The organism is Marinobacter sp. (genome assembly GCF_048266785.1).
Lineage (GTDB): Bacteria > Pseudomonadota > Gammaproteobacteria > Pseudomonadales > Oleiphilaceae > Marinobacter.
Genome location: NZ_JBLWYX010000010.1, coordinates 109,914 through 130,707 on the forward strand (window position 1 = coordinate 109,914; position 20,794 = coordinate 130,707).

Annotated in this window: 18 protein-coding genes and 1 pseudogene; 7 read left to right on the forward strand and 12 right to left on the reverse strand. The window is 56.0% G+C overall.

Features of this window, described 5'->3' with window-relative positions; all coding sequences use genetic code 11:
* Window positions 1–11: 11 nt before the first annotated feature.
* The gene (locus ACN0V1_RS14410; protein WP_417545654.1) at window positions 12–878 is read right to left on the reverse strand and encodes a LysR substrate-binding domain-containing protein; all 867 of its coding nucleotides are present in this window, start codon (window positions 876–878) and stop codon (window positions 12–14) included.
* A gap of 185 nt (window positions 879–1,063) precedes the next feature.
* On the opposite strand from ACN0V1_RS14410, the gene ACN0V1_RS14415 reads away from it, so the two are divergent.
* Window positions 1,064–1,291 (forward strand): hypothetical protein, encoded by a 228-nt coding sequence (locus ACN0V1_RS14415; RefSeq protein ID WP_417545655.1) that lies wholly within the window; start codon window positions 1,064–1,066, stop codon window positions 1,289–1,291.
* Between the two features lie 126 nt (window positions 1,292–1,417).
* Here the strand turns inward: ACN0V1_RS14415 and ACN0V1_RS14420 are convergent, their stop codons facing one another.
* The 3 genes and pseudogenes from ACN0V1_RS14420 to fhuF form a co-directional block, all read right to left on the reverse strand.
* Window positions 1,418–1,570: a hypothetical protein gene (locus tag ACN0V1_RS14420; RefSeq protein WP_417545656.1), complete on the reverse strand. Its 153-nt coding sequence runs from the start codon at window positions 1,568–1,570 to the stop codon at window positions 1,418–1,420.
* A gap of 133 nt (window positions 1,571–1,703) precedes the next feature.
* Window positions 1,704–1,802, reverse strand: a pseudogene (locus ACN0V1_RS14425) (enoyl-CoA hydratase); the annotation flags it as partial.
* Window positions 1,802–2,599, reverse strand: coding sequence for a siderophore-iron reductase FhuF (fhuF, locus tag ACN0V1_RS14430; protein ID WP_417545657.1), 798 nt, complete (start codon window positions 2,597–2,599; stop codon window positions 1,802–1,804). The gene fhuF and the pseudogene ACN0V1_RS14425, both read right to left, overlap by 1 nt.
* Window positions 2,600–2,828: 229 nt before the next feature.
* Here fhuF and ACN0V1_RS14435 point away from each other — a divergent pair, with 229 nt between their 5' ends.
* Window positions 2,829–3,611, forward strand: coding sequence for an SDR family NAD(P)-dependent oxidoreductase (locus tag ACN0V1_RS14435; protein ID WP_417545658.1), 783 nt, complete (start codon window positions 2,829–2,831; stop codon window positions 3,609–3,611).
* An 85-nt stretch (window positions 3,612–3,696) separates the two neighbouring features.
* On the opposite strand, the gene ACN0V1_RS14440 is transcribed toward ACN0V1_RS14435, so the two are convergent.
* On the reverse strand, window positions 3,697–4,500 hold the full coding sequence (locus ACN0V1_RS14440; protein ID WP_417545659.1) for an enoyl-CoA hydratase-related protein: 804 nt from the start codon (window positions 4,498–4,500) through the stop codon (window positions 3,697–3,699).
* Window positions 4,501–4,571: 71 nt separating this feature from the next.
* Complete coding sequence (sstT, locus tag ACN0V1_RS14445; RefSeq protein ID WP_417545660.1) at window positions 4,572–5,795, reverse strand: serine/threonine transporter SstT; 1,224 nt, start codon at window positions 5,793–5,795, stop codon at window positions 4,572–4,574.
* Between the two features lie 550 nt (window positions 5,796–6,345).
* Here sstT and ACN0V1_RS14450 point away from each other — a divergent pair.
* From ACN0V1_RS14450 to ACN0V1_RS14465, 4 genes are read left to right on the forward strand one after another with little or no spacing between them, the layout of a single operon-like run.
* Window positions 6,346–8,682, forward strand: coding sequence for a cytochrome P450/oxidoreductase (locus ACN0V1_RS14450; RefSeq protein WP_417545661.1), 2,337 nt, complete (start codon window positions 6,346–6,348; stop codon window positions 8,680–8,682).
* A gap of 28 nt (window positions 8,683–8,710) precedes the next feature.
* Entirely contained in the window at window positions 8,711–9,727 is a 1,017-nt protein-coding gene (locus ACN0V1_RS14455; RefSeq protein WP_417545662.1) for a TRAP transporter substrate-binding protein, read from the forward strand.
* Between the two features lie 27 nt (window positions 9,728–9,754).
* Window positions 9,755–10,240, forward strand: coding sequence for a TRAP transporter small permease (locus tag ACN0V1_RS14460; protein WP_417545663.1), 486 nt, complete (start codon window positions 9,755–9,757; stop codon window positions 10,238–10,240).
* On the forward strand, window positions 10,237–11,538 hold the full coding sequence (locus tag ACN0V1_RS14465; RefSeq protein WP_417545664.1) for a TRAP transporter large permease: 1,302 nt from the start codon (window positions 10,237–10,239) through the stop codon (window positions 11,536–11,538). The genes ACN0V1_RS14460 and ACN0V1_RS14465 overlap by 4 nt, the downstream gene beginning before the upstream one ends.
* A 6-nt stretch (window positions 11,539–11,544) precedes the next feature.
* Here ACN0V1_RS14465 and fahA read toward each other — a convergent pair whose 3' ends face one another.
* The 6 genes from fahA to ACN0V1_RS14495 form a co-directional block, all read right to left on the reverse strand.
* Complete coding sequence (gene fahA, locus ACN0V1_RS14470) at window positions 11,545–12,846, reverse strand: fumarylacetoacetase (protein ID WP_417545665.1); 1,302 nt, start codon at window positions 12,844–12,846, stop codon at window positions 11,545–11,547.
* Window positions 12,847–12,849: 3 nt separating this feature from the next.
* Entirely contained in the window at window positions 12,850–14,154 is a 1,305-nt protein-coding gene (gene hmgA, locus ACN0V1_RS14475) for a homogentisate 1,2-dioxygenase (RefSeq protein ID WP_417545666.1), read from the reverse strand.
* A 45-nt stretch (window positions 14,155–14,199) separates the two neighbouring features.
* Complete coding sequence (gene hppD, locus ACN0V1_RS14480) at window positions 14,200–15,276, reverse strand: 4-hydroxyphenylpyruvate dioxygenase (RefSeq protein WP_417545667.1); 1,077 nt, start codon at window positions 15,274–15,276, stop codon at window positions 14,200–14,202.
* 20 nt (window positions 15,277–15,296) lie between these two features.
* Window positions 15,297–15,929 carry a maleylacetoacetate isomerase gene (maiA, locus tag ACN0V1_RS14485; RefSeq protein ID WP_417545668.1) on the reverse strand — a complete coding sequence of 211 codons (633 nt, stop codon included), beginning with the start codon at window positions 15,927–15,929 and terminating at the stop codon, window positions 15,297–15,299.
* Between the two features lie 1,121 nt (window positions 15,930–17,050).
* Complete coding sequence (locus ACN0V1_RS14490; protein WP_417545669.1) at window positions 17,051–18,037, reverse strand: phage portal protein; 987 nt, start codon at window positions 18,035–18,037, stop codon at window positions 17,051–17,053.
* A complete protein-coding gene (locus tag ACN0V1_RS14495) occupies window positions 18,034–19,800 on the reverse strand; it encodes a terminase large subunit domain-containing protein (RefSeq protein WP_417545670.1) in 1,767 nt (588 codons plus the stop codon). Before ACN0V1_RS14495 ends, ACN0V1_RS14490 begins: the two co-directional genes overlap by 4 nt.
* Window positions 19,801–19,962: 162 nt before the next feature.
* Between ACN0V1_RS14495 and ACN0V1_RS14500 the strand changes: the two genes are divergently transcribed.
* On the forward strand, window positions 19,963–20,790 hold the full coding sequence (locus ACN0V1_RS14500) for a GPO family capsid scaffolding protein (protein ID WP_417545671.1): 828 nt from the start codon (window positions 19,963–19,965) through the stop codon (window positions 20,788–20,790).
* The last annotated feature ends 4 nt before the right edge of the window (window positions 20,791–20,794 follow it).

The window sequence follows — 20,794 nt, forward strand, 5'->3', positions numbered from 1 at the left end:
GCCGAGCGCCATCAAGATTTCTGCAGACTCCTGAACGCTCCTCTCACATGGAGCGCCAATGCGTCGGTCAGCTCGTTGGAGCCCTTACGAACGAGTGCCAGTTGGTAGGAGCCAATCTCGGGTAAACCCTGGTTGACTATCTCCTTGAGTGGCGGGCGCACAAGACTCTTAGGGAAAGGTGCGACGGCGAGATCCGCAACCATAGCGGCCTCCTGGCCCGAGCAATGTTCACAGGTGTAAGCAATCCGGTAAGGCTTTGCAGCACTATCAAGCACGCGCAGTGTCATTCGCCGCCAGGAACAGCCTTCGTGAGCCATCGCTACTGGAAGGGGCGTTCGCAGAAATGCGGAACCATCCTCCCGCCCTACCCAGATCAGTGGCTCTTCATACACAATCTCACCGCGAATATCCCGAACTTCATCCGCAACGGTAACCAGAGCCAAATCCAGCTCGCCAGCATCCAGCCGGGCCAGATTCTGCTTACTCGAGCCAACGACAACATTCACCAACACAGCCGGATAAGAACGCGCAAACTGGGCAAGTACCTCGGGCAGAATTCGCGTGCCAACATCGTCTGATGTTCCGATACCTACCTTGCCCTCCAAAGTCGGCGAGAGAAAATACTGCACCGCCTCCTCATTTAATCGCAACAATCGACGGCTATAGTCCAGGAGTGCCTCGCCTTCGGCTGTCAGGCGTACCTGTCGTGGCTCACGAATAAAAAGGCATTTGCCAAGATTCTGCTCTAGCTGCTTGATTTGCATGCTGAGTGCTGAAGGCGTTCGGTGTACCAACTTGGCTGCACCGGTAAAAGTACCGCACTCGGAAATAGCCACGAAGGTTCTGAGGACCTCATTATCGAGCAACGGTATTGTCACGGGATTACGCCTCACTCTCGAATATGCAGACTTTTGACTTAAGCATATTTGAACGCAGAGTTAAATTCTTTTCGTTTGATTGAATGGTCTGAGAGCCTCACCCTGTTATTACAATGCGCGGATTGTGTCGTTCTTGAACAATCCAATTCTTTCAATTCGCGAAGGTATGAAGGCGGGTGGCGACCATGCTGAGCATCAGAAGAAATGACCAGGTAACCGGGCAACGCGCCTTGTCCTGGATGGAGAATTATTCCCGGCGCCAACAGTTTCGGCGTATGGCTATGTCACTACTGGCTGAGAAAGACGATGTTCTCTCAGACCTGGGTTACGAGCGCAGAGACCTTTTCGATGCGCTGAACCTGCCACTGCGCAGCGATGCTGTGCGGTATCTTGAGCAGCACCGCAGGGTGTGATTTCAGCATCAGATAACGAGAGACCTCACCCCGCGTTCGCTGACTCCCGAAAGAGAGCCCGGCCTTAGCCTTGGCAGAACCCCAGGAAGCCTGGGGTTCATGGAGCTTGCCAAGTAGGTAAATCGATTAGCTGACGGTTTCTGTATCTTTGTCAGCCGGGTTATGGAAGCAGGTTGGATTGTTTCCACATTCGATGTCCTCGGCGCTTATCCCTTCCGCAAAGGCTGTTCCACTCAGTGCGAAGGCAACTAGGGCAAATATCATTGTTAACGTTTTCATGATTCTGTTCCTTCTGGTTGGTAGCTGCCATACCCCGGTTGCTGTGGATTAAGTCAACGTCTCAAGGTGTGGCTTTCACACCATGGACACGCGAGTAAACGAATGATTACAGATTGGCTTCCTGCCTGCTCCACTGCATGAGCCAGGCACTACCGTCACCGCGTATAATGCCCAGATTGAGGAAAGTCTCGCCAAATTTGGCCTTCTCCGAGGCGATACGTATATCGGCCATCAACTGGAAGTGCTTTCGCTTGTTCGCAAACTGGGCAAAGAACTGGATAGTACAAGCGCACCCTTCGGGGGGCGGTCAATATGAGGGCAATTCCCGCACAGGGCCAGACCTGGCAGCCGATAACGTATGCAGCAGTGCCGCCGCTGTCGTTGCGGTTCACATCCCTCGCCCCGTTCTATGTAACGAACCGGGCTCGCCATGGGATTCGAGTGCCCGTTCGGTCGTTTATCAAGCTCGATCAGTTGGCGACCATCCGCCAGAGTTTGATGCGGCACACCGCTGGTCTCCAGAGTGTGGATGAGCCTCTCAAAATACGTAGCCGCGTTGCTCCACAGCACACGACGTGAAATCTTGATGTGATCACACCACCCGTCAATCAGCGGCGAGAGGTTGTTATCCACCAGTTCCCGGAAGCGCTCGAATGGATTTCCTGGAGACACCTGGAATGGCTGGCCTCCGTGCGGTAACCGGAACGCTTCAGGAAAGCCGCCTTCCCCCATGATTACCTCAATCTGATCCAGAGCCACGGGTAGTTCGTGCCCAACCACGAGATTGGCTGCAGCCACAGGTACGATCAACTTTGCAAAATAGTGTTTGGACCAAAGAGAGATGAGCGCTCGCTGATCATCACCGGAATGCGACTTTTGATACTCGGAAAGCAGTCTCGCCAAACCCTCTGCGGAAACAAGATCAATTGCAGGTATTCCTGCCCGCCGATCCTGCCCCGGTAATACCAGCACGTTCCGATAGCGTTCGAAATCACCAGCAAACAGAGGGGCAAGGGCAGGAATGGCCATGGTGTATCTATCTGGTCCTCGGGTAGGGCCTCTTCAGGAGACTCTGCAAATAAACGATAATGCGAACACTTATCATTATACATAAAGTTATGAGTATGACGAACTGTTGGCCCTTTGTCTTGCTGATGTTCGGATGCCGGTGACGGAGTCAATCCCGATATTGCTTGACGCGCTGAGTGCACCTCAGCTAAACCTCTATCCAAACCAACAAACACAAAACGGACATGCCATGAAACTCAAAGATTCTGTTGCCATTGTGACCGGCTCATCCTCTGGCATAGGCGCCGCCATCGCCCGTCGGTTTGCGGAACACGGTTGCCATGTGGTGATCAACTTCAGCAACAACGAGGACGGTGCCCGCGCAGTGGCTTCTGATTGCGAAAAGCACGGGGTTAAGGCTCTGGTATATCGGGCTAACGTGGCTGAGGACACCGAGTGCCGCGCCATGGTGGATGCCACGCTGGAACAGTTTGGCCGCGTCGACATTCTGGTAAATAACGCCGGCACCACCAGGTTCTGTAACCACAACAATCTCGACGGCCTCGACAAGCAGGACTTCCTTGATCTGTATGAGGTCAATACTATCGGCCCCTACCAGATGACCCGGGCTGCGGAGAAGGCTCTGCGCGCCAACGGCTCCGGTCACATCATAAACATGGCTTCCATTGCAGGTCTGGCGGGTATCGGCAGTTCCATTGCCTATGCCGCGTCCAAGGGCGCGCTGATCACCATGACCCGCTCCCTTGCCCGCGTGATGGGCCCCGAAGTGCGGGTCAATGCTGTCTGCCCGGGCTTTGTTCAGGGCGAATGGTTGAAGAAAGGCCTTGGTGAAGACAACTACAACGCATTACTAGAAAAGACCAAAGCCGCGGCACCCCTGAACGATACCGCGTCGCCGGAAACCGTGGCGGATGTCTGCCTGGGCCTTATCATCGGTGGTGATCTGACCACCGGCGAAACCATACTCATCGACGGTGGCGCGCACCTTGGTGCGGCCCCGGTACGTCGCTGAGCTTAGCCCTCTGCCCAGGGCATTTTCATGGTGATGATAGCCTGTAGAATCTTGCCCACCGGGCCCTGGCTATCGAACAGTGTCGTCATCGCTTCGCCATGGATTCCAGCATCCGGTTTACCGCATCCAGATGCTCTGGCTCGTTGTGGCACATGCCTTGAAACACAGCGCAGAGGTCCAGAAAGTCCTTCAGTTCCATCCGCTGGGCCATCTTCATCAGGCGCTTGGTCAGGCGGGTCGCCTTCGGGGGTTGGCTGGCGATGCGTTTTGCCATCTTCATCACTGTCGGCATCAGATCCTCTGCAGGCACCACCTCCAGAACAATACCCAGCTCTTTTGCCTCACTCGCCTCCACAATACGGCCGGTAAGCGTAAGTTCAAACGCTCTCTGATAGCCGATCAGGCGCTGCATGAGCCAGGCACCACCATCACCGGGGATAATGCCCAGATTAAGGAAGGTCTCACCAAATTTGGCCTTCTCCGAGGCGATACGTATATCGGCCATGTTAGCGAGGTCAAAACCGGCGCCGATGGCAGGACCATTCACTGCAGCAATAACGGGAACTTCCACGCCTTGCAACGCCAGCGGGATCTTCTGTATGCCTTTGCGATACCGGTCGGCGCACTCGGCCACGTCGCCGGCAAAGTCTCCGCCACGCTCGGCCATATCGCGAACGTTACCGCCTGCGCTGAAGGCAGACCCAGCCCCGGTGATAACCAGCACAGACACGTCGTTGCAATGATTTACCCAGTCCGCAGTGGTGACGATCTCGTCGATCAAATGAGAACCGGTCAGGGCATTACGCAGATCGTGTCGATTGAGAGTAAGCACCGCAACCCGGTCTTCGAGGGTCAGCAGAGCATCAGTGAGAATTGGAAGATTGTTCATCAGGAGATTCCTTGGGGGTTGGCACACGCCAATCTTTTGCACGGAGCATTATCTGCTATGAGACCCGGCTCTCAGGCCTGCTTTGCGTCGCCCCGATGACAGGCCGCAGCGGTGAACAATACATCGGTAGAGGAATTCAGGGCCGTCTCGGCGGAATCCTGAACGACGCTGATGACGAAACCGATAGCCACCGCCTGCATGGCCACTTCCGTTGGTATCCCGAACAGACTAGTTGCCAAAGGAATCAGAAGCAAAGAGCCGCCGGCGACACCGGAAACACCGCAAGCCGCCAGCGCCGAGACCACACAAAGCAATAGTGCGGTACCAAAATCCACAGGAATGCCAAGAGTGTGGGCAGTAGCCAAACTGATCACAGAAATTGTAATAGCAGCACCGGCCATATTTACGGTCGCGCCGAGAGGGATAGAAATTGCGTAGGTGTCTGAATCCAGGTTCAAGCGCTCAGACAGTGCAAGGTTGACGGGAATATTGGCTGCCGAGCTGCGTGTGAAGAAGGCTGTGATGGCACTGCCACGCAGGCATTCAAACACCAGTGGATAAGGGTTTCGGCGAATCTGCCAGAACACGATGAGCGGATTGGTTACCAGCGCAACGAAAAGCATACAGCCGACGATAACGCCAAGCAGCTGGCCATAGCCGAGCAGAGCACCAATGCCCGACTCCGCCAATGTATTGGCAACCAGCCCGAAAATGCCTAAAGGTGCAAGACGAATAACACCGCGAACGATTCCGGAGACGGCGTCTGACAGGTCATCAAGACCCTGGCGCGTCGTGTCGCTGGCATTGCGCAACATAAAGCCGAGGCCAACCGCCCATACCAATATGGCAATGAAATTGGCTTCCAGAAGCGCTTTGACGGGATTGTTTACAGCACTGAGCACCAGGTTATTCAGAATTTCGCCGATATTCGAAGGCGGATTACCGCTTACACCGCTCAAATCCAGCGATAACTCGGTAGGAATCAGAAAACTGGCGATCACCGCAACCATAGCGGCCGCAAGTGTTCCCACTACATAAAGAAGCAGCACGCCGCGGATGTGTGTGGGCTGCCCCTGCTTGTGGCCTGCGATGGCTGCAGCCACCAACACGAAAACCAACACCGGCGCCACAGCTTTCAATGCCTTGACGAACAGCTGCCCCAGCAGCGCCACCGAGCGCGCGGCATCAGGCGATATAATAACCAGAAGCACACCGGCGACTATGCCAAGGGCAATTTGAGCAACAAGCCCAAGGCGCATTAAAGGTCGAAAAACGGTGCTCAATGCAGAAAACATGAAAACCTCACGTTGCAGTTATAAGGAAATGGATGATGCGGTGGGCACGTAGAGAAGTCGCAGGCGTGGCGGGCCCAGATGCAGTAGGCATCTGGCGCGCTATGATAACGCAAAGTTGCAAGCTGTAAATGAAGTCGCGCCCATTAATTCCGGGATGTAACCGCCCTTCTCGAAATTACCAACAAACAAATGATCGATAGAAGGAATGGATAGCGAAGACGCCCTCAACTAAACCCTATGTCACAGCCAACAAGCGGGTGCTGCGAAAGCAATTCAACAGTTGATGCATAAGGTGAACCACGACCAACGTCGCCAGAACTGCAACACTGAGAGAACTGAAGCCAGCGCCTGGCAAGCTGGCGATTGCCTCTGTACCTCTGCCTACTGGAGAGAAGGCAATTATTTTCCAAAACGTTGACTGACGTATAGAAATAGAAGCTGGTCATTGCTTGACCAATGTTGGCACTTAACCTAATTTTTAAGACTCAAACACATGTTTTCTCACTAAAGGTAATTCAGAAGTCCTGTCGACGCTTACTTAGGAGTTGTTATGGCGGACCATCCCTTCTCAGGCTCCTCTCACCTTGCGGGCCACTGCCCAATGAGTGGGCTCACGATGGCGCCGAATGGATGTCCTGTTTCGCCAAAAGCTGCAAATTTCGACCCCTTCGAGAGCGCCTACCAACTCGATCCTCCAGAAGCCCTTCGCTGGTCACGAGACCAGGAACCAGTGTTCTATAGCCCGAAACTGGGGTATTGGGTGGTGAGCCGCTATGCGGATGTAAAGGAGATCTTCCGCAACAACCAGATATTCTCACCGGCCATCGCGCTGGAAAAAATCACTCCGGTATCACAAGAGGCGCAGGACACGCTCAAGCGCTACGATTACGCCATGAATCGCACGCTGGTTAACGAAGATGAACCGGCCCACATGGAACGTCGGCGTGCGCTTATGGAATCGTTCACACTTGATGAACTAAAACACCACGAGCCTATGCTCCAAAGCCTGACACAGGAATATCTGGATCGGATTATCGATAAAGGGGAAGCCGATCTCGTCGACGAGATGCTATGGGAAATTCCTTTGACGGTTGCTCTGAATTTTTTGGGCATTCCCGAAGAAGACATGGACACACTACGCAAATATTCCATCGCCCATACGGTAAACACGTGGGGGCGCCCGTCAACAGAAGAACAGGTTGCAGTGGCGGAAGCGGTCGGAAACTTTTGGCAGTATGCCGGCAAGGTACTGGAGAAAATGCGCCAGGACCCGTCAGGTCATGGATGGATGAAATACGCAATCCGCAAGCAAAAGGAACTGCCTGAGGTTGTTACCGACTCTTATCTTCACTCCATGATGATGGCAGGCATTGTCGCTGCGCACGAAACAACAGCTCACGCCTCGGCCAATATGTTCCGGCTGCTTCTGGAAAACAGAGAAGTATGGAACGACATTTGTGACAACCCCATCCTGATCCCCAATGCGGTGGAAGAATGCCTGCGCTATTCAGGCTCGGTTGCAGCCTGGCGACGCATTGCCACTGCCGATACGCGCATTGGAGATACGGAGATTCCGGAAGGCTCCAAGTTGCTGATCATCAGCGCGTCGGCAAACCACGACGAACGTCACTTCGAGAACCCCGACGACTTGGATATCTATCGGGACAACACCACAGATCACCTCACGTTTGGCTATGGCGCCCACCAATGCATGGGCAAGAATCTGGCGCGGATGGAAATGCGAATCTTCCTTGAGGCATTCACCCGTCGCCTGCCACAGCTCGAATTGGTTCCGGATCAGACCTTCACATTTGTGCCCAACACCTCATTCCGTGGTCCGGAACATCTATGGGTTCGCTGGGATCAAAACCAGAACCCTGAACAGCGTGACCCCGGGATACTCGAGCGCATCCGCACATTCACCATTGGCGCACCCACACCACACGATTCGGCGCGTCCGGTCCGGGTAGCCGATGTGGCAGTCGAGGCCGAAGGTGTGGTCCGATTAGTACTGGAAGATCCCCGCGGCCGCAAGCTGCCGCGCTGGACTCCGGGTGCTCATATCGATGTCGTTGCCGGTGACTTTGCACGTAAATATTCTGTGTGTGGCGATCCTGAAGACCCATACCGGTTGCAGGTTGCAGTTCTGAGAGAAGCCGCTGGACGCGGGGGCTCCACTTTCCTGCACGAGACAGTGAAAGCCGGCTCACTGATTCATATTCGAGGCCTGAAGAATCACTTTCGTCTGGATGAAACGGCAGATTCCTATCTACTGATCGCCGGTGGAATCGGCATCACACCGATCATTGCGATGGCCGACCGCCTCAAACATTTAGGCAAAGACTACACGGTCCACTACTGCGGCCGAGCCAGGGGAACCATGGCGTTCTTGAGCCGCCTGGAGCGTGACCACCGCGATCGGTTACACCTATACCCTGCCAGCGAGAAACAACGACTTCCCCTATCCACGCTGGTTGGTAAAAGTAACGCAGAGCAGATTTACGCCTGTGGCCCCGAGCGGTTACTGGACGCGCTTGAGGAAGCCACATCCAATAACCCGGAAAAACTTCACATCGAGCACTTTACGGCCACCGGCGCTGTTCTGGATCCTGCCAAGGAAATCGGTTTTGACGTGGTGCTGACTGATTCGGAGCTGACGGTTCACGTTGCTCCGGATCAAACTGTGCTTCAGGCCCTACGGGCAGTTGGTGCGGACATCCCCAGTGACTGCGAAGAAGGAATCTGTGGCACCTGTGAGGTGCCCGTGGCTGCAGGCGATATCGACCATCGGGATAAGGTATTGACCGCATCGGAACGGGCAGAGAACCGTCGAATGATGACGTGTTGCTCCCGAGCCCGTGGAGAAAAGATCTTTCTGGCTATTTAATATAGCAAAATAATAAGGATAAGAATCTGTGAAGAATTTACTCAAGCTCTCAGCCCTTGCCAGTGTCTCATTGCTTTTGGCGGCCCCGTCATCGGCACAGACTACTCTTAAACTCAGTCACTTTTTGCCCTCCGTACACGGTATACATACGGATTTTATTGTGCCGTGGACGAAGCAGGTTACCCAGTGTACCGACGGAGAAGTACAGTTTGAGATCTTCCCAGGCGGCACTCAACTCGGTAACGTCGCCAAACAGCAGGAACAGGTGCTCGCGGGCGTTGTTGATATTGCGCACGGGCTGCATGGCATTCCACGGGGTCGATTTCCGCGCACGTCCTTAATAGAACTGCCCTTTCTGACTCGCGACGCGGGTGATGCCAGTGAAACATTATGGGAGCTTTATCCGGAGTATCTGGCACCGGAATATCAGAACCTGAAGGTACTCGCGCTCCACGCGCACAATGGCGGCCTTGTTCACACCTCTGAAAAGAAAGTGGAAACAATGGAAGATATGGCAGGGCTTCGTCTGCGAACCCCGAGCCCGGCCATTTCCGACATGCTGACAGCCTTGGGTGCAACGCCCCAGGGACTACCTCCCGGTGCGGTTTACGAGAATATTCAGAAGCATGTCATTGATGGCACCGTCTTTCCCTGGGACCCCGTGAAATCCTTCGGCCTGAACGAAGTACTGAAATATCACCTGGATGCAGGCGCCTATACGGTGCCGTTCTTCTTCGTTATGAACCAGCGTAAATACGATTCCTTGCCCGCAAATGTACAGACCTGCATAGATGATGCCTCGGGCGCTTCGTTGGTTGCGAACTTCGGTGACTGGTGGGACAAGTGGGATGCGGCTGGCCGCAAGGAAGCCGTGGAAGCGAATCACGTCATCACTGAACTGACCGATGCTGAGCGCAAGCGTTGGCGCGAGACGTTGCAACCAACCATTGATGCCTACATCGAACGAACCTCTGAGCAGGGCGTCGACAATGCTCGTGAGATCTATGAACGCATGGCTGAATTGCTCAGCGAGAAACGACAATAAGACCACCCAGGCGTTGGCAATAGCCCTATGAAATATGTACTCCAGCCACTGCGCGCGCTGATCATCATATCGGCTGGAACTGGCGTGGCGGCCTATGCCGCCGCTGCGCTGTTCACCGTGGGAGATATCATCGGCCGCCAAATTGGCATGCCCATCCCCGGCGTGATCGATCTTGTACAGCTATGCGTTCTGGGTGGTGCCTGGCTTGTTATCCCCTACGCGTTTTTAACGGGCGCCCACGTTGGCGTTGATCTTTTGGTCGAGTCCTTTCCCCGGGCGCTCGAAACGCTGCTCCGGACCATGGCAGGGCTTGCCGCTATCGCCCTGCTGACATTGATGTTTAACTATTGCTACGACACCTTCCAACAAAAACTGATGTTCGGCGATCGCTCCCAGCAGTTGGGCATACCGATTTTCTACTTCTGGATCCCGCTGTTGTACGGCGTTGCATTGTCCATCGTCGCCGCTGCGTTGGCCATCATTCCGACACCCCGGCCGGAGACGCCGGAATGACACCAGCCACCATGGGCTTTCTCGGTTTCGGAGCCACGCTGTTTCTGATTGCTTTCGGTTTTCCTGTTGCAGTTGCCATGGCTCTCGTAGGCGTGGTGGGCTTCTGGTTGCTGAACGGTTTGGCCGGTGCCGGATTCATTCTGGGTTCATCCCCCTTCGAGGCCATTTTCCCCTATTCCCTCAGTGTCGTGCCGTTGTTCGTCATGATGGGGGTGTTCGCGGCGCGAGCCGGATTGTCACGTTCATTGTTCGAGATGGTCAACAGCTTCCTCGGCCATGTCCGAGGCGGCCTCGCGGTTACCGCTGTGGGTGCCTGTGCCCTCTTTGGGGCCATCTGTGGTTCGTCACTGGCAACCGTCGCCACCATGGGTCGCGTCGCAATACCCGAGATGGAAAAGCACGGTTATGACGGGTCGTTGTCTTCAGCGTCCATCGCAGCTGGCGGCACCCTCGGTGTACTGATACCGCCCTCTATCCTGCTGGTGATCTACGGCATTCTGACCCAGACATCCATTGGGCAGCTTTTCATCGGGGCCATTGTGCCCGGCATCGTCGGTGCTGTCCTGTACGGTTTGGCCATTGTTGTCCGGGTGCACATGAAACCGGAACTGGCGCCACCAGCAGCCAAAACGGGGTGGACCAAACGGCTGGCAAGTCTCCGGCGGGTTTGGGGGGTGCTGCTGCTGTTCTCACTGGTCATCGGTGGCATATACCTGGGCTGGTTTTCACCGACGGAGGCCGCTGCGGTGGGTGCCGTGGGCGCTTTCATTCTGGCGCTGATTTCCGGGGAGCTGAATTGGAGCACGCTTTGGGAATCCGTACGAGAAACCGCAGGGCTGACCGGCATGATTTTTTTCATCCTGATCGGCGCGTCGCTGTTCAACTATTTCCTGGAAACAACAGGCTTGCCCAGTGCATTGATCTCCGGAATTGAGAGCAGCGGTATGGGGCCGACAATGGCTCTCATACTGATCCTGGTGTTCTATATTGTGCTGGGCTGTTTCATGGATGCCATGTCCATGATTCTTCTGACCGTGCCCTTCCTGGCGCCGGTCGCCGCATCGCAGGGTTTCGACATGGTCTGGTTTGGCATTCTTGTGGTTACCGTCGCCGAAATCGGACTGATCACGCCGCCCATTGGCATGAACCTGTTTGTCGTGCAGGCCACGCAACCTGGCCTGACTCAGCGCATGGTCGTACGAGGCATCCTGCCTTTTATTATCGCGGATATTATCCGGCTCGCGATTCTGGTCGCCGTACCCGCTCTTTCCCTCTGGTTGCCAGCGATGATGTTCTGAGACTGACTAGTGTCCGGGCTGCACCCTACCCCGGCACTCCCCAAACCCAATGGTCGGATAGCCGTCACGCCGACAGCGCGCCCGCAGGATGACCTCATCGCCATCCTCCAGAAAAGTGCGCTGCTCGCCGCTCTCCAGGGTAAGCGGCTGCTTGCCCCCAGCCGTGCTTTCCAGCAGGCTGCCAACCGCATCGGGATTCTGACCCGACAGGGTTCCGGAACCGAACAGGTCGCCGGGTTGCAGCTTGCAGCCGCCGACGCTGTGATGGGCGATCATCTGGGCCACTGTCCAGTACATATTCAGCGTATTGCTCAACGCGAGCCGTTGGGGTGGCAAGCCCTGTTCGCGCATGACTTCACTGAGCAGTAACACCTCAAGTTCGATGTCGAAGGCGCCAGCCGCCTGGTCATCATCGTCAAGCAGGTAAGGCAGTGGCTGTGGATCACCGTCTGGGCGCACAGGCTGGGCTTTGCGGAATGGCTCCAGCGCTTCTGGCGTGACTACCCATGGGGAAACGCTGCTGGCAAAGTTCTTTGCCAGGAAAGGGCCGAGGGGCTGGTATTCCCAGGCCTGGACGTCACGGGCCGACCAGTCGTTCAGCAAACAGAAACCCGCCACATGGTTGCTGGCCTCACCAATAGCGATGGGCTCGCCCATATTATTGCCCGGCCCAAGCCATATACCCAGTTCCAGCTCGTAATCCAGTCGTTTACTGGGGCCGAAGCTGGGGGTCTCCTGGCCCGCTTGCAGGGTCTGGCCGTTGGGCCGGCGCACGGATGTTCCGGAGATGCAGATCGTCGAGGAGCGGCCGTGGTAACCAATGGGCACGTGCTTGTAGTTAGGCAACAATGGATTGTCGGGACGGAAAAAACTGCCGATGTTCCGGGCGTGATGAATGCCTACGTAGAAGTCGGTGTAGTCGCCTACGCGGGCCGGCAGGTGTAATTCACAGTGGCTCATCGGCACCAGTAACGCCTCGCCGAGCGCCCGCATGGTCGCTTGCTGCTCGCTGTACTCATCCAGCAACTGCAACAGCGCTGTTCGCAAGGCTTTCCGGCTGGAAGCACCGAGCCCAAAGAAATGGTTTAACTGCTCCCGGCCAGCAGCTTCCGCCGCGACGGCGGCGTCACCTACGAACAAACCCGCCTCCAGAGCGACTTGCAAATCGAGAATCTGGTCACCGATGGCGACGCCGCCCCGGGGCTTTTGACCGGGACGACTGAAAATGCCCAGCGGCAGGTTTTGGATGGGAAAGTCGGAATGGCCGTTGGCAGAAGCGATCCAACTCTTGTGCGGCTGCGTTGTCATTGTTCAGAGACTCCCTTGGTCGAACCTTTTACTCATGCCTGCCCAACAGGCGTCGTAGTCCTGTTGTCGTTGTGGGCAGTCGAGCGCATGGAGACTGGCGCGCAAGACGCTGCCGGTTTCAAACATAAACGCCATGCTCTGATCGGTCTTGAGCGGGTCCAGGTCGGCGGCGATGGCTCGTTCGGTGGTGGTGTTGTCCGGGCCGTGGGCGCTCATGCAGTTGTGCAGAGAAACGCCACCGGGCACAAAGCCCTCTGCTTTGGCGTCGTACGTGCCCTCGATCAGCCCCATCAACTCGTTCATCCGGTTGCGGTGAAACCAGGGTGGCCGGAAGGTATTCTCCGCCACCATCCAACGCGGTGGGAAGATCACAAAATCGACATTGGCCTGCCCCTGAGCCGCACCGGGCGAGGTCAGCACCGTGAAGATGGAAGGGTCCGGGTGGTCGAAACTGACTGTGCCGAGGGTGTTGAAGCGGCGTAGATCGTACTTGTACGGTACGTTATTGCCGTGCCAGGCAACGACATCAAAGGGTGAGTGATCGAGCTCCGTGGCCCACAGTTCGCCGAGAAACTTCTGCACCAGAACCTCGGGTTGATCACGGTTTTCGTAGTGAGCGACCGGCGCCAGAAAATCCCGCGGGTTGGCCAGCCCGTTGCTGCCAATCGGTCCTAGATCGGGCAACCGCAGGGCGCAGCCGTGGTTCTCACAGATATAGCCGCTGGCCGTGGCGTCAAGTAACTCGATGCGGAACTTGAGACCACGGGGCACCACGGCGATTTCCCGCGGTTCGATGGCCAGCACACCGAGCTCGGTGATGATTTTCAAACGGCCCTGTTGTGGCACGATCAGCCATTCGCCGTCGGCGTTGAAGAACGCCCGTGTCATGGACACGTTGGCCTGATACAGGTGCACGCTGACACCGTCGGCCTGCTCGGCTGGAGATGTCGCCGCGATGGTGGTCAAACCAGCCAGGAAGTCAGTGGGTTCTGACGGGACGTCAAAGGGATTCCAGCGCAGGCGATTGGGGTTGATGGGCCCCAATTTCCTGCCCGTAATCTGTTGGGTTAATCGATGGTATTCCGGGTGGGTGGCGGAGGGCTTGATGCGATACATCCACGTGCGCCGGGATTCGGCACGGGGGACCGTAAACGCCGTACCCGATAGCAATTCCGTGTACAGCCCGTAAGCGACTTTCTGCGGTGAGTTTTGCCCGACCGGCAACGCGTCAGGCAAGGCTTCCGTGCTGAACTCGTTGCCGAAACCGGATTGGTAGATAAGTGCATCGGACGAAGACTGTGATCGCATGTTCACCTCTTTACGCGCAACGATTGCGCTGAAAGCACTTCAAATTTAGGTCGTTTTCAGTACGCCACGGCGGACTTGATCACGCTCGATCGATTCGAACAATGCCTTGAAGTTCCCCTCCCCGAAACCTTCGTCGCCTTTGCGCTGGATGAACTCGAAAAACACCGGCCCCATTAAGGCTTCCGAGAAAATTTGCAGCAACAAACGGCAATCGCCGTCTGTCGAACTGCCGTCCAGCAATATGCCGCGAGCCTGAAGTTCATTAACCGGCTCATCGTGTTCGGGCAGTCGCTGATCAAGCATTTCGTAGTAGGTGGCGGGAGGTGGAGTCATAAACCTCATACCCAGGGTTTTTAATGCATCCCATGTACTCACCAGATCGTCAGTGAGGAAAGCCACATGCTGAATGCCTTCACCGTTGAACTGCATGAGAAATTCTTCGATTTGTCCGGCACCTTGCGGGGATTCCTCATTCAGCGGAATGCGGATCTTGCCGTCCGGCGCGGCCATGGCCTTGGAGGTCAGACCGGTGTATTCACCTTTAATATCGAAGTACCGGAACTCGCGAAAATTGAACAGCTTCTCGTAGAAGCTCGCCCAGTAGGCCATACGTCCCCGGTACACGTTATGGGTCAGGTGATCGATCACTTTGAGTCCGGTGCCCTTCGGATTGCGATCGACGCCTTCAATGAAGGTGAAGTCGATATCGTAGATAGAAGTGCCTTCACCGAAGCGATCAATCAGGTACAGCGGCGCCCCGCCGATGCCTTTAATCGCTGGCAGTCGCAATTCCATCGGCCCGGTCGGTATGTCCATCGGCTGGGCTCCCAGCTCCAGGGCGCGGGCATAAGCGGCTTGGGCGTTCTTGACCCGAAAGGCCATGCCGCATGCGGAGGGCCCGTGCTCCGCAGCAAAGTAGGACGCCGCGCTCTTGGGCTCGCTGTTGAGGATCAGGTTGATCTCACCCTGACGATAAAGCGAGGCGTTCTTGGAACGATGATTGGCAACTTTGGAGAACCCCATCATTGCAAAGAGGGGCTCCAGAACATTTGGAGTCGGCGACGCGAACTCGATGAATTCAAAACCCATCAGGCCCATGGGGTTATCAAACAGATCGGTCATTGCCTGACTCCTTCATTTTCTCAAGCGGGTTTGTCCGCTTGAGCATCGGGGTGCGCGCGCTGGAATGCCGGATGCTCAACAGCCAGGCGCTCAACCCTCGCTATTCTCGGGTAGTGGTTAACGTCAATTGCGAAGCGCCGCGCGGCATAGACTTGCGGCAACAGGTAGACATCCGCCAGCCCAGGCGCGCCAAAACAAAAGTCATGATCACCAATGAGCGTCTCGACAGCATCGAAGCCGAGACCGATCCAGTGCCTGATCCAGTTATCGACCTCCGCCTCCGAGAGTTGCAGCTGACGCAACCGATTCAGAACCGACACGTTGTGCAATGGGTGGATATCACACCCAATCAGCGCCGCCACACCACGCTGCCTGGCACGCTCCAGAAGGTCCTTTGGTAACAGCGGCACCTGCGGATAACACTCCTCCAGATACTCGATGATCGCCGGGGACTGAATCAGTACCTGATTGTTTTCCACCCGCAGAGCCGGTACCCGGCCTTGTGGATTGATGGCCCGGTATGCAGGCTTGAGGTGCTCGCCACCGCCACCAACCAGATTGACCGGCATGGAACGGTAATCCAGCCCTTTCAACTCCAGCGCAATGCGTAAGCGATAGGAAGAAGTGGAGCGGTAGTAGGTGTAGAGATCCATCGCGCCTGCCCTGTATCAGAAGAGCGTTTGTGCGTCGCTTAGATGCGGAGAATTTATTCGCAATACTTCGACTTACTATTCAACTTGAGTCGAAATATGGCGTGTGTCAAGTCGCTGAGGTAGTGTCGAACGTGGCAGAGCGGACACAAGAAAGGACCGTTTTCATGCCGACACGGCGCTAAAAAACGCACAGAGGTTCACGAAAAACAGTGCCAGTGTTGTTCCAATTGAAAAAGGAACGAACAATAGAAAGGTGTAAGTTGCTGGGATATAAGGATAAAAATGGAGGCGCGGGTCGGAATCGAACCGGCGTACGCGGAGTTGCAGCGCCACATCACTGATCGACTAAATCCCTTTCCTATCCGCACCTTACAGATTTTCTGAGCTGAAACCTACCGCTCACAAGCGCACATTCATTCCCCAAGTAATCAATAACTTGCGTTAGCGTTGTCGACGTGGTCACGCCACTCACCGGGTCCGTTACCAGGCTCTCCCCGATCACGACCCCTCATTGTCACGAAGCCAAGATTGGAGTCTTTCTGTTTATAAAAGTGCGGATCTTTTGAAGGGATATACGCGTGTGCGGGCGTGCGCGTTGGGCAGGCTGGCTCAGAATCCTTGGGGGCTTCGGAAAAGTGTAACAAACGTAATAAGTGTAATATTTGATTCTATCTATCTGAATATATTAGAAATTACTTGTTACACTTTTGAAGTTAAAAACGTAACGTTGTTACACTTCCTACCTGTAACAAATAGCAACTCCCTACCCTAATAAAATCAACGATGTAGCATTTCCGTTACGTTTTGTTGCACTTTAGGTGTAACAGGATTTTCATATAAATATCAGTCACCTAAGAGCCGTTTTAAGGCCTTGTTACGTTGTTACACTTTTCCGAAGCCCCCTCCACTTCTCAGGATTCCCGGAACGAACAATCAATGACTTACAGCCGTGCACCTGTTGACGATCCTTGGCCGTTGAATATCCGCAGTACCAAGAGCCCGCAGGCGGGGAGGGGTGACCGCGAGCTTTGGGTGTGAGCCCCCTGGCTGGGGGGTGTGAAGCAGGCACAAAAAAAGACCACCCGAAGGTGGCCAAACGCTGACGCAGTCGTCGAAATCGGTTAGTTATTCGGGGAGAGCTCCCCCAATGTGTAGGGTTTGAACTTGATCACTTCCTTGCCCACGATGTCGTTCATCTCCAGCAGCCGTTCCTGCAGCGGCTCCAGTTCGTTGGCTGCGAACACGCGTGCTGCCTTCTCGGCATCACCGAATCCGGATGTGTTGGTGGGAATGATGCCCATCAGCTGAGGGGGTACCCGGTGCCCTGCCAGCTGGTCGTCGCGTGTGGCGTTCTTGATGTTCCAGAAATCGTCCTTGGCTGCCACCTCGCTGACCGGGATCACCTGCATGCCATCCTTCTTTCCATTCGGGGCATAGACGAACAGGTTCTTGAAGTTGCCAGGCCCCTTACTCTCCCGCAGTGCCTTGCGCAGGTTGTCGATGTCTTCCGGGTTCTGAGCCGCATCGGTCATGTACATGATGAAGCCGGCGTGGCTGCCGTTCTGGTAGTACTTGCGCCGGAACAGGGTGGCTGATTCGTTCAGCCAGGCGGACTGCAGCGAGCCCAGGTAATCCGGAACGCCATAGAGCTCCTGGTCAATATCCGGCTCCATCAGGTGCACCACGCTGCCCTTTTCAAACTCGGTATGGTTCAGCCAGTCGTGCACCCACCAGAAAGAGTCTTCCTCAACGCCGCGGCGGCAATACTTGGCGAGGATCGGCTTGATCCGAATCAGTCTTCCCAGACGGTTATTGACCTGCTCACCGTAGAGGTTGCCGAACACCAGGTAATCCATGGCCATGCGAGCGAAGTCTTGCCGGGTCAGGTATTGGGTGGGCTGGAAGGTTTTAACCAGAATGTTTCGCTTCACCTGCAAGGCGCTGCCGTGGTGGGCGGTGGCGCGGTAGGATTTGGCCAGGGCAGCCATATCCACCGGCGGTTCATAGTAGTCCTGACCTGCCATCCAGCAGCCGGTATAAAGCATGTCGTACCGGTCCATCACCGGCGTGGGCTCACCAAAGGTGAAGGCTTGGGTGTCTTCGGTCATCCGTAAATCTCCATCATGCTGCCACCGCGTTCGGTGGGGCCTTCGAGTGGTTCATTGGACAGCGCGTGCATCACGGCCCAGGCCAGGTCCGCGTGGCCGGTGTCTTCGCTTCGCCCTGATTTGTAAGTCATCTGTCGTTGTGAATCGGTCATCGCCCGGCGGATCGCCATGAAGCTCTGGGCCATATCACTCCATCCGGCGTCGAACTGGAGCCGGCCGCGGTCGATGATGTTCTGGGTTTTGATTACCAGCCGGGCCTTCACGTCTGGCGAATAATTGAAGCGGGTCACCGCAGGGAAAAACTTCTCAACCAGCTCGGCAACTGCTTCACCCAGGCCGGTGGTGTCCATGCCGATGAATGAAACGTTGTAACGCCTGGTCAGTTTCCGGATCTCTTCGGCCTGCTTTTCATAGTCGAGCCCGCGCAGGCGGATTTTCTCCACCACCCGGTGCGGCTGGCTCGCTGATTTGGATGGGAGCACCACTACCAGGCCGGCGCCATCCCCATCTTCACCGCTTCCGGATGGGTCATAACCCAGCCACACTTCCATATCGCCCAGCGGCCGGTCGGCGTAGGGCTTCAGCTCCCGCCACTCGACCCAGCTGTCCACCATGCAGCGCTGAAGTTTTGCCAGGGGGAACACCGCGTGGGTGTCGTCCACGAACTGGCACATCAGCAGGTTTGAGTATTCATCTTCGGAGTACTCGAGTTGCAGCTGGTCGATGTCGAACAGGTCGCAGCCGCCGGCCATGGCATCTTCAACCGTGACAATCTGCCGCCACTGGCCATCGGCGCAGGCCATGCCATTGGCAAGCGCTGCGTGTGAGGTATCCACGGTTACTCGCTTGTCTTTGGCCCGGCGCTTGTTGAACTGCTCACCGGTCCAGAACGGGTAAGCCTCATGGGTGATTGCGGATGGGGTGGAAAAGTAGGTCTGGCTCCACTTCTTGTGCATGGCCATGCCGGATGCCACCTTCCGGAATTGCTGGAAGCCCTGGATCCAGAAGTACTCATCCATGTACAGATCGCCATGGTAACTCTGTGCGGTCCGCACGTTGGTGCCGAGGAAATAGAGCGTTGCACCGTTTGGCAGCACCAGGGGATCACCGCGCAGCTCCACGCCGGTGGTGTCCTTCACGAACTGGACGATGTACTGCCGGAAAACATGGGCCTGGGCTTTGGAGGCACTGAGGAAGATCTTGTTCTTTCCGGTGTGGAAAGCGTCCACGATCGCTTCCCGGGCAAAGTACCAGGTGGCACCGATCTGCCGGGACTTCAGGATATTGCGGATCCGGTTGGTAAGCCCGGCCACCTTCCACTTGTGCTGGTAGTCGAACAGCGAATCTTCAAACGCCGTGGTGAGCTCTTCCAGGCCGTCGTCGCCTATTTCGTTTTTGGCTTTCCTTGGTGCCCGGTTGCGCTCCTGAATGTTCGGGTTAAGATCCGATTCGCGGCCTGAGTCCTGATATTTGTGCACCCGTGCCAGCCGCTCAATCTGCCGGCCCAGCAGGTCAATTTCCTTGAAGTCCTTCCCTTCTTTCTCGTCCTTGAACACCAGCTGGACCATCCGGGCTTCCAGTGAGCTCTCCACCCGCTGGATAGGGCCTGCTTCATCCCAGTCAAACCGCTTCTTCCAGTTGTGAAACAGCTGCGGGCTGATGCCCAGCTCTTCGGCAATGCGCTGCGGCCGCCATCCCATCCAGTAGAGGGTGCGGGCCTTCACAAAGTGTTCGCGGTAATCCGATTCAACAGTCTTATCCATGCCGTCAGCGTAAAGGCTGCGCGCGTGGGTTCAGCGGGCGGGGTTTTGTACGAAATAGCGGGACAACTGCAGCAGGTTGGCTTCAGGTGCCTCTGCCACGAATCTGGGGGCACTGAATGACATCACTGGACAAGCATCGCCCAACAGCGTGGGAGTGGCAAGATGAAAAAATGGTTCCGAGTGGCAACTGAAGGCGCCACCACCGATGGCCGGGCTATCAGCCGGGCATGGATCGAGCAGATGGCTGCAAACTTCAACCGGGAGAAATACGGGGCCCGGGTCTGGCTTGAGCACATGCGCGGGATGTTCGCGGATGGGCCCTTCAAGGCCTTCGGCGATGTAACGGCGGTCAAAGCCGAAGAGAATGCCGACGGCAAGCTGGAACTGCACGCGGAAATCGATCCAACTCAGGACCTGGTCAAGATGACCAAGGACCGCCAGAAGATCTACACCTCCATCGAGGTGGATCCGGAATTTGCCGACACCGGCGAAGCCTACCTGGTAGGGCTGGCCGTGACCGACTCCCCCGCGTCCCTGGGCACCGAGATGCTGCAGTTCAGCAGCCAGGCAGACACCAACCCCCTGAACGCCCGGAAGCAGCGCCCGGAGAACCTGTTCTCAGCCGCTATTGAAGCGGAGCTGGACTTCACCGAGGCAGCAGGCGGCGAATCCGGCGAACAGCCTGACGGCGAAACCCTGTTCATTAAGGTCAAGGCACTGTTCAGCAAGCACCGCGATGCTAACGCCGGACGCTTTGCCGAATTCCGTGCCGATCTGGAAAAGACACTGGAGCTGTTCGTCTCCGATGGCCAGCAACTGCGCAGCGCCATGGACGAGGTTCAGCACGAGTACGCCCAGCTCAAACAGGCCCATGAAGCACTGGAAAACAGCTTCAACGACCTGAAGACGGAGCTGGAAACCACGCCCCGCTCCCAACACTCACGCACCCCGGCCACTGGTGGTCAGGACGCAATTCTTACCGACTGCTGAGGAA